The organism is Phenylobacterium sp. CCH9-H3, assembly GCF_001557235.1.
Taxonomy (GTDB): domain Bacteria; phylum Pseudomonadota; class Alphaproteobacteria; order Caulobacterales; family Caulobacteraceae; genus Phenylobacterium.
The window spans coordinates 1-6,746 of the sequence record NZ_LSJI01000089.1; the positions used below are offsets into that span (position 1 = coordinate 1).

General features: G+C 71.3%; 10 protein-coding genes. 7 read left to right on the top strand and 3 right to left on the bottom strand.

All coding sequences use genetic code 11. From position 1 onward, the window contains the following. Positions 1 to 112: 112 nt before the first annotated feature. The 6 genes from AX721_RS07975 (at position 113) to AX721_RS08000 (ending at position 3,580) form a co-directional block, all read left to right on the top strand. Positions 113 to 499: a hypothetical protein gene (locus AX721_RS07975; protein WP_068875485.1), complete on the top strand. Its 387-nt coding sequence runs from the start codon at positions 113 to 115 to the stop codon at positions 497 to 499. Between the two features lie 12 nt (positions 500 to 511). Beyond that, positions 512 to 943: a response regulator transcription factor gene (locus AX721_RS07980; protein WP_068875486.1), complete on the top strand. Its 432-nt coding sequence runs from the start codon at positions 512 to 514 to the stop codon at positions 941 to 943. Between the two features lie 168 nt (positions 944 to 1,111). Continuing rightward, positions 1,112 to 2,518 carry a dihydrolipoyl dehydrogenase gene (lpdA, locus tag AX721_RS07985; protein WP_068875487.1) on the top strand — a complete coding sequence of 469 codons (1,407 nt, stop codon included), beginning with the start codon at positions 1,112 to 1,114 and terminating at the stop codon, positions 2,516 to 2,518. After that, positions 2,500 to 2,940, top strand: a complete 441-nt coding sequence (locus tag AX721_RS07990) for a GNAT family N-acetyltransferase (protein WP_068875488.1) — start codon at positions 2,500 to 2,502, stop codon at positions 2,938 to 2,940. Before lpdA ends, AX721_RS07990 begins: the two co-directional genes overlap by 19 nt. A 95-nt stretch (positions 2,941 to 3,035) precedes the next feature. Further along, the gene (locus AX721_RS07995) at positions 3,036 to 3,320 is read left to right on the top strand and encodes a hypothetical protein (protein WP_068875489.1); all 285 of its coding nucleotides are present in this window, start codon (positions 3,036 to 3,038) and stop codon (positions 3,318 to 3,320) included. Between the two features lie 14 nt (positions 3,321 to 3,334). Next, on the top strand, positions 3,335 to 3,580 hold the full coding sequence (locus tag AX721_RS08000) for a hypothetical protein (RefSeq protein ID WP_156467063.1): 246 nt from the start codon (positions 3,335 to 3,337) through the stop codon (positions 3,578 to 3,580). On the opposite strand, the gene AX721_RS08005 is transcribed toward AX721_RS08000, so the two are convergent. The 3 genes from AX721_RS08005 to fsa are packed head-to-tail and all read right to left on the bottom strand — an operon-like array spanning position 3,581 to position 5,844. Further along, entirely contained in the window at positions 3,581 to 4,507 is a 927-nt protein-coding gene (locus tag AX721_RS08005) for a tyrosine recombinase XerC (protein ID WP_068875491.1), read from the bottom strand. After that, the gene (locus AX721_RS08010) at positions 4,492 to 5,175 is read right to left on the bottom strand and encodes a DUF484 family protein (protein ID WP_068875492.1); all 684 of its coding nucleotides are present in this window, start codon (positions 5,173 to 5,175) and stop codon (positions 4,492 to 4,494) included. The genes AX721_RS08005 and AX721_RS08010 overlap by 16 nt, the downstream gene beginning before the upstream one ends. Positions 5,176 to 5,190: 15 nt before the next feature. Next, a complete protein-coding gene (gene fsa, locus AX721_RS08015; RefSeq protein ID WP_068875493.1) occupies positions 5,191 to 5,844 on the bottom strand; it encodes a fructose-6-phosphate aldolase in 654 nt (217 codons plus the stop codon). 73 nt (positions 5,845 to 5,917) lie between these two features. On the opposite strand from fsa, the gene AX721_RS08020 reads away from it, so the two are divergent. Continuing rightward, on the top strand, positions 5,918 to 6,746 hold an 829-nt coding region (locus AX721_RS08020), incomplete at its 3' end, for a DEAD/DEAH box helicase (RefSeq protein WP_197422501.1).

Genomic DNA, 6,746 nt, shown 5'->3' on the forward strand with positions numbered 1-6,746 from the left:
GGCGGATCGCCGCAGTCGAGCCGTATCCACAGCCGATAGCGAACGGCGTTTCCCACAATTCACCAACAATTAGCCGTCCCCTGGGAAGTCTCTCGTCAAAGGGAGACTTTGCATGGACGCGCCGACGATCAGCCGGACCTTCGCCCCCAGTCTGGCGATGACGCTCGACGTGCTGGCCGCCGAGATCGAGCTGGCCGGCGCACGCTGCATCTTCCTGGACCGGGTGATCGGCGAGGTCATGGAGAAGCTCTGCGAGAGCGAGCGCGCACGGCTCCTGGAAGGCATGCATGGCGTCGACCTGCTGGCGCAGCACCTGACCAGCCTCTCGGCCTTCGCCCGCGGCCTGAGCGCGGCGGTTCCCGAAGAGGCGACCGTGGCGGTGGGCGGCGCGCTCTCGGAGGTGACCCTGGGCGCCCTGGTGGAGCGAATGACGGCGGGGCTGGGCGGCGAGGCGGACGACGCCAACGACGCCGACGCCGGCGACCTGGACCTGTTCTGAGGAGCGCGGCGGATGCAATTCGACGGTCGCGCCTCCAAGGTCATGGTCGTGGACCCTGACCGGACCAATCTCGAGATGCTGCAGATCCGCCTCGACGTGGCGGGCTTTCACCCCATCGCCGTCCGCCGCGGTCGTGACGCGCTGGAAATGCTGGGGAACGCCCGGCCCGACGCGGTGATCCTGGAGCGGAACCTGCCGGACATCGACGGCATGGAGCTGCTGCGCGCCATGGCGGCGCTGCCGGGCCGTCCCGCGCCGGTGCTGCTGGTGGGCCGCAACATCGCCGCGGAGGACGTCCGCGCCGGCATCGAGCTGGGCGTGCGTGACTGCCTGGCCAAGCCGTTCAGCGGGACGGTGGTGCTGGAGCGCCTGACGCGGATGCTGAAGCGGACGGCGCCCGGAGCCTCCGCGCCTGCCCGGCCGGCGGTCTACATCAACGCCTGAAGGACGAGCGCGGCCCCCTGGACGATTGACCTCGGCCCGTCCGCGCCGCGAGCCGGCGATGCCGCTTCAGGTCAAATCGTTTCCGGCGTGCGCCCGAACGCAAAACCGGACTCCACTTTTGCGGAACGCACACTAGGTTGCGCGCCCATCTGAAGGCGCAGGCGCATCATGGCAGACCCCACTCCCTACGACGTGATCATCATCGGCGGCGGCCCCGGCGGCTACAACGCGGCCATCCGCGCGGGCCAGCTTGGCCTGAAGGCGGCCTGCATCGAGGATCGGGTCACGCTCGGCGGCACCTGCCTCAACGTGGGCTGCATGCCGTCGAAGGCGCTGCTGCACGCCTCGGAACTGTTCGCGGCGGCCAGCGGCGAGTTCGCCACGCTCGGCATCGAGGTGACGCCCAAGCTGAACCTGCCCCAGATGATGAAGCAGAAGGCCGAGTCGGTGACCGCCCTGACCAAGGGCATCGAATTCCTGTTCAAGAAGAACAAGGTCGACTGGGTGAAGGGCCGCGGGCGGATCGCCGGCCCCGGCAAGGTCGAGGTGACGGGGGCGGACGGCGCGGTCACGACGCTAGAGGCCAAGGACATCGTCATCGCCACCGGCTCGGAGCCTTCGGGCCTGCCCGGCGTCGAGGTCGACCAGAAGCGCATCGTGGACTCCACCGGCGCCCTGGAGCTGCCGGAGGTCCCCGGCCACCTGGTGGTGATCGGCGCCGGGATCATCGGCCTGGAGCTGGGCTCGGTGTGGCGCCGCCTGGGCGCCAAGGTGACCGTGATCGAGTTCCTGGACCGCATCACCCCCGGCATGGACGCCGAGATGGCCAAGACCTTCCAGCGCGCGCTGACCAAGCAGGGCATGGAGTTCAAGCTCGGGTCCAAGGTGACCGGCGCCAAGGCGTCCAAGACCGGCGTGACCCTGACGTATGAGCCCGTCGCCGGCGGCGCGGCCGAGACGCTGGCGGCCGATTACGTGCTGCTGGCCATCGGACGGCGGCCCTACACCGAGGGCCTGGGCCTGGAGACGGTGGGCGTCACCCCGGACAAGCGCGGCTTCATCGAGACCGACCATCTGCGGACCTCGGCGGCCGGCGTCTGGGCGATCGGGGACGTGACCTATGGCCCGATGCTGGCCCACAAGGCGGAAGAGGACGCCGTCGCCTGCATCGAGACGATCGCCGGCAAGTACGCCCACATCGACTACAACCTGGTCCCGAGCGTGGTCTACACGACGCCCGAGGTGGCCTGGGTCGGCAAGACCGAGGAGCAGCTCAAGGCCGAGGGCCGCGCCTACAAGTCCGGCAAGTTCCCCTTCACGGCCAACAGCCGCGCCAAGATCAACCACGAGACCGAGGGCTTCGTGAAGGTGCTGGCCGACGCCGCGACCGACGAGATCCTGGGCGCCCACCTGATCGGTCCCCAGGTCAGCGAGATGGTCGGCGAGTTCGCCGTGGCCATGGCCTTCCGCGCGGCGTCCGAGGACGTGGCGCGCACCTGCCACCCGCACCCGACCCGCTCGGAAGCCCTGCGTCAGGCCGCCATGGGAGTCGAAGGGTGGACGATGCAGGCCTGACGCCTGGCCTCGTCCTGCGCCGCGCCCGGGCGGATGAGCTGGCGACCTGCGCCGGCCTGTACGTGCGCGTCCTCACCGACACCTTCACCTGGCTTCCGCCTGAGCGGCACCGCGCGGAGGACTTCCTAGCCGCCGCCCGCGACGAGGAGATCTTCGTGGCGGTGGAGGCGGGGCGCATCGTGGGGATCGCCGCGCTGTACCGGCCCCAGGCCTTCCTGCATTCGCTCTACGTGACCGAGCGTGGCCGCGGGATCGGCAAGGCCCTGCTGCGCTATGTGATGGCCGCGGCGGGTGGGAGTCTGTCGCTCAAGTGCCAGGCCGCCAACAAGGGCGCTCAGGCTTTCTATGCCCGCGAGGGATTCCGCTGCATCGAGGCCGGCGAGGACGGCGGCGTCGCCTGGCTGCGGTTCGTCTCGGGCTGACCCAGTGTGCATCTGCGGTCATGTGGCCGAAACTTAATTTGGCGATGCGGTCATACGATGGCAGCCTACTGCAGCTTGCGTAAAGGGAGGCTGCAATGCTGGCGCTGCTCGCCGCCGCTACCATGACCGCGACCGTGGCCGCCGCTCCGACGGCGGGCGCCCGCGCGCCGGTGTTCGTGGAAGACGCGCCGTCCGGGCAGACCTGCAAAGCGAACGGCCGCTTCGAGATCGCCGACCCCGCGCTGCTGTACCGCGACGACGGCAAGGCGAAGATGTCGGTCCTGGGCCGCCTGCCCAAGGCGAACCACGAAAAGGCGGTCCTGCGGGAGGTCGACGGCTGCGCCGCGCCGCTGGTGGTGGGTTACGAGGTGGGGCGCTAGTGGATCCGGTCTCGATGCTTATCGCCGTCACCCTGGCCTCGGCCCAGCCGTCGGTGAAGGACATGAACGACGCGCGCACGCCGATCCGCTGCCGGCCGGCGCCCTACTACATCTCGGAGCGCACGGGAAAACAGGTTCCGCGGATGCTGCTCGACACGCCGAAGGGCCGCTCGATCACCGTGCTCGACAAGCGGGGCCGCCCCTGCCACCTGACCCGCACGCCCAACGAGGGCCGCACGACCTTCCGCAACGCGGACTGATCACGCGCGCGGGTGGGCCTGGTTGTAGGCGCCCAGCAGGGCGGCGGCGTCCACCTCGGTATAGCGCTGGGTCGTGGACAGCGAGGCGTGGCCCAGCAGTTCCTGGATCGACCGCAGGTCGGCGCCCGCGCCCAACAGGTGGGTCGCGAACGAGTGCCGCAGGGCGTGTGGCGTGGCGCTGGCGGGCAAGCCCAGGCGCCCGCGCAGGTTCTGGACGGTCGCCTGGACGTGGCGGGGCCCTAGCGGCCCGCCGCGCTTGGCCCGGAACAGCGGCCCGTCCGGCTCGAGCGCGAACGGGACCTCGGCGAGATAGGCGTCCACCGCCTCGCGCACGGCGGGCAGCACCGGGACCATGCGCGTCTTGCCGCCCTTGCCGGTGATGCGCAGGACGTCCGCAAGAGGCGCGTCGGCGCGCTTCAGCGACAGCCCCTCCGAGATCCGCAGGCCGCAGCCGTAGAGCAGGGTCAGCACCGCCTGGTCGCGCGCGGCTTCCCAATCCTCCCGGTCCGGGTCGAGGGCCGGCTCGGCCAGCAGGCCGGCGGCCTGGTCCTCGGTCACCGGCCGCGGCGCGCCGGGTTTGATGCGCGGGCCGCGGACCAGGCCGATGGCGGCGTTCGGCGCGTCCAGCCGGCGGTCCAGGAAGCGGTGGAAGGTGCGGATCGCCGACAGCGCCTGGCTGAGCGAGCGCGGCGAGAGCGGACGCTCGCCCGCCCGCAGGTGGGCCAGCCAGGCCCGGACCTCGCCGGCGGTGACCTCGGTCAGGCCCTTCACCGACAGGCTCTCGGCCCGGTGTTGCTCCAGGAAGGCGATGTAGCGGCCGGCGGCGAAGCCATAGGCTTCCAGGGTGCGGGGCGAGGCCCGGCGCTCGTTCGCCAGGTGCTCGAGCCAGGCCATCCGGGCCTGGGCGGCGCTCAGAGCAGCGGCCATCGCTCCGCCGTGCGCTCGACGACGCGCGCCAGGAACGCGACGAGCTCGGCGCCCATGTCGGGAGTGAAGTCGTCCGGGCTGGCCGAGCCGAAGGCCAGGAGGCCCTGGCGGGACGGCTCCCAGATCGCCATGCGGACCATGGCCATGGAGCGGATCTCGCCCGCGTCGGGCCCGAACAGGCCGAGGGCCGTGGGGGCGAAGCCCATGCGGGCCATGCGGCGGGGGCCATCCAGGATGAGGTCCACCTGGCCCTCGACCAGGGGGCGCCAGCCGGCGGGGGGCAGGCCCTCGCACTCCAGCGCGATCATCCCGGCGGCCAGGCCGAAGCGGATGCGGGCCAGGTCGTCGACCCGGCGGGCCAGATCGGAAAGGTTGCGGGCGTCCAGCAGGTCCACGACCGCGCCATGGGTCTGGGCCTGGGCGGCGAAATTGGCGCGGGCGGTCTCCTCCAGCAGCGCGCGCTGCTCGGCCTCGCGCTGGTGGGCGGCGTGCACGCGCGCCATCGGGGCGAACTCGACCACGTTGCTGCTGCCGGCCACGGTCAGGCCCAGCTCGGCCAGCAGGCCCTGATCGGCCTTCAGGAAATCGGGGTTGTCGGCCAGGAAGCGGCGGACCGCGGACGGGTCGATGGGGCTTTCAAACGAGAACTCACCCTGCGACCCGTCCATGTCACCTCAAGCCTCTTACAAGATGGACTGACCGGTCTTGGCCCAGTCAGCCATGAACTGTTGGAGCCCGCGTTCGGTTAACGGATGCTTGAAAAGCGCCTCAAACACGTCCGGCGGGATGGTGGCGCAGTCGGCGCCCGAGAGCGCGGCCTCGGCCACATGGGCCGGCGTGCGGATCGAGGCGGCCAGGATCTCGGTGTCGAAGTCGTAGTTGTCGTAGATGGCGCGGATCTCGGTGATCAGGTCCATGCCGGTGGCGCCGTGGTCGTCCAGGCGGCCGATGAACGGGCTGATGTAGGTCGCGCCCGACTTGGCGGCGAGCAGCGCCTGGGCCGGCGAGAAGCACAGGGTGACGTTGGTCAGGATGCCCTCGGCGGCGAACTCGCGGGTGGCGATCAGCCCGTCGCGGGTCAGCGGCACCTTCACCACCACGTTCGGCGCGACGCCGGCCAGCTTGCGGCCCTCGTCCAGCATGCCGGCGGTGTCCATGGCGGCGACCTCGGCGGAGACGGGACCGTCCACCAGGCTGCAGATCTCGGCGATGACCTCCAGCATGTTGCGGCCGGACTTGGCGATCAGGGACGGGTTGGTGGTCACCCCGTCGACGAGGCCGGTGGCGGCGAGGTCCTTCAGGACGGCGGTGTCGGTGGTGTCGAGGAAGAGCTGCATATTCTGACCTTGAAGCCTGTCGATCTTGTCTTGTTCAGGCCGCTTGTAGCTGCGAAGCCCTGATCCTCAAACCATGAGCCGCATCGCCTCCGTCCTCATCCCCATGCCGCTGCCGGAGGCGTTCGACTACGCCGAGCCCGACGGCATGGGACTGGAGCCCGGGGACCAGGTCGCCGTGCCCCTGGGGCCGCGGCTGATCCGCGGCGTGGTGACGGCCGTGCGGGACGGGACGGGCGGAAATCGCCCGCTGAAGCCGGTGGCCGAGCGCCTGGACGAGCCGCGCCTGCCACCGGGCACGGTGGAGTTCGTGCAGTGGGCCGCCCGTTACGCCGTGGATGCGCCCGGCCAGCCGCTGGCCATCGCCCTGCGCGGCGCCCGCGCGCCGAAGCCCCGGCCCATCCGGGTGGTCGAGCCCACCGGCGCGCAGCCGGCCAAGTCCACGCCCGCGCGGACGAAGGTGCTGGAGGCCGCGACTGTGGCCATGACCCCGGCCGACCTGGCGCGCGCCGCCGGGGTCTCGTCGGGCGTGGTGAAGGGTCTGCTGGACGAGGGTGTGCTGGCGATCCGCGAGGTGACGGCGCAGGCGCGGTTCGATCCGCCCGACCTGTCGCGGCCGGGCTCGGAGCTCAGCGCCAGCCAGGCGGCCGCGGCGAGCGTACTGAAGGAGATGGCGACCGCCGGCTTCGGCGTGGCCCTGCTGGACGGGGTCACGGGTTCGGGCAAGACCGAGGTCTATCTGGAGGCCGCCGCCGCGGCCCTGGCCGCCGATCCGGAGGCCCAGGTGCTGATCCTGCTGCCCGAGATCGCCCTGACCCAGGCGGTGATCGCGCGGGTGGCGGCGCGCTTCGGCGCCCAGCCGGGGGAATGGCACTCCGACGTGGCGCCGCCCGCCCGCCGGCGGG

What these genes read in the sequence shown, in the direction of transcription:
- AX721_RS07975 (WP_068875485.1), top strand. Translation starts at nt 113, where the DNA reads ATGGACGCGCCGACGATCAGCCGGACCTTCGCCCCCAGTCTGGCGATG.
- fsa (WP_068875493.1), bottom strand. Translation starts at nt 5,844, where the DNA reads ATGCAGCTCTTCCTCGACACCACCGACACCGCCGTCCTGAAGGACCTC.
- AX721_RS08010 (WP_068875492.1), bottom strand. Translation starts at nt 5,175, where the DNA reads ATGGACGGGTCGCAGGGTGAGTTCTCGTTTGAAAGCCCCATCGACCCG.
- lpdA (WP_068875487.1), top strand. Translation starts at nt 1,112, where the DNA reads ATGGCAGACCCCACTCCCTACGACGTGATCATCATCGGCGGCGGCCCC.
- AX721_RS07995 (WP_068875489.1), top strand. Translation starts at nt 3,036, where the DNA reads ATGCTGGCGCTGCTCGCCGCCGCTACCATGACCGCGACCGTGGCCGCC.
- AX721_RS08005 (WP_068875491.1), bottom strand. Translation starts at nt 4,507, where the DNA reads ATGGCCGCTGCTCTGAGCGCCGCCCAGGCCCGGATGGCCTGGCTCGAG.
- AX721_RS08000 (WP_156467063.1), top strand. Translation starts at nt 3,335, where the DNA reads ATGCTTATCGCCGTCACCCTGGCCTCGGCCCAGCCGTCGGTGAAGGAC.
- AX721_RS07980 (WP_068875486.1), top strand. Translation starts at nt 512, where the DNA reads ATGCAATTCGACGGTCGCGCCTCCAAGGTCATGGTCGTGGACCCTGAC.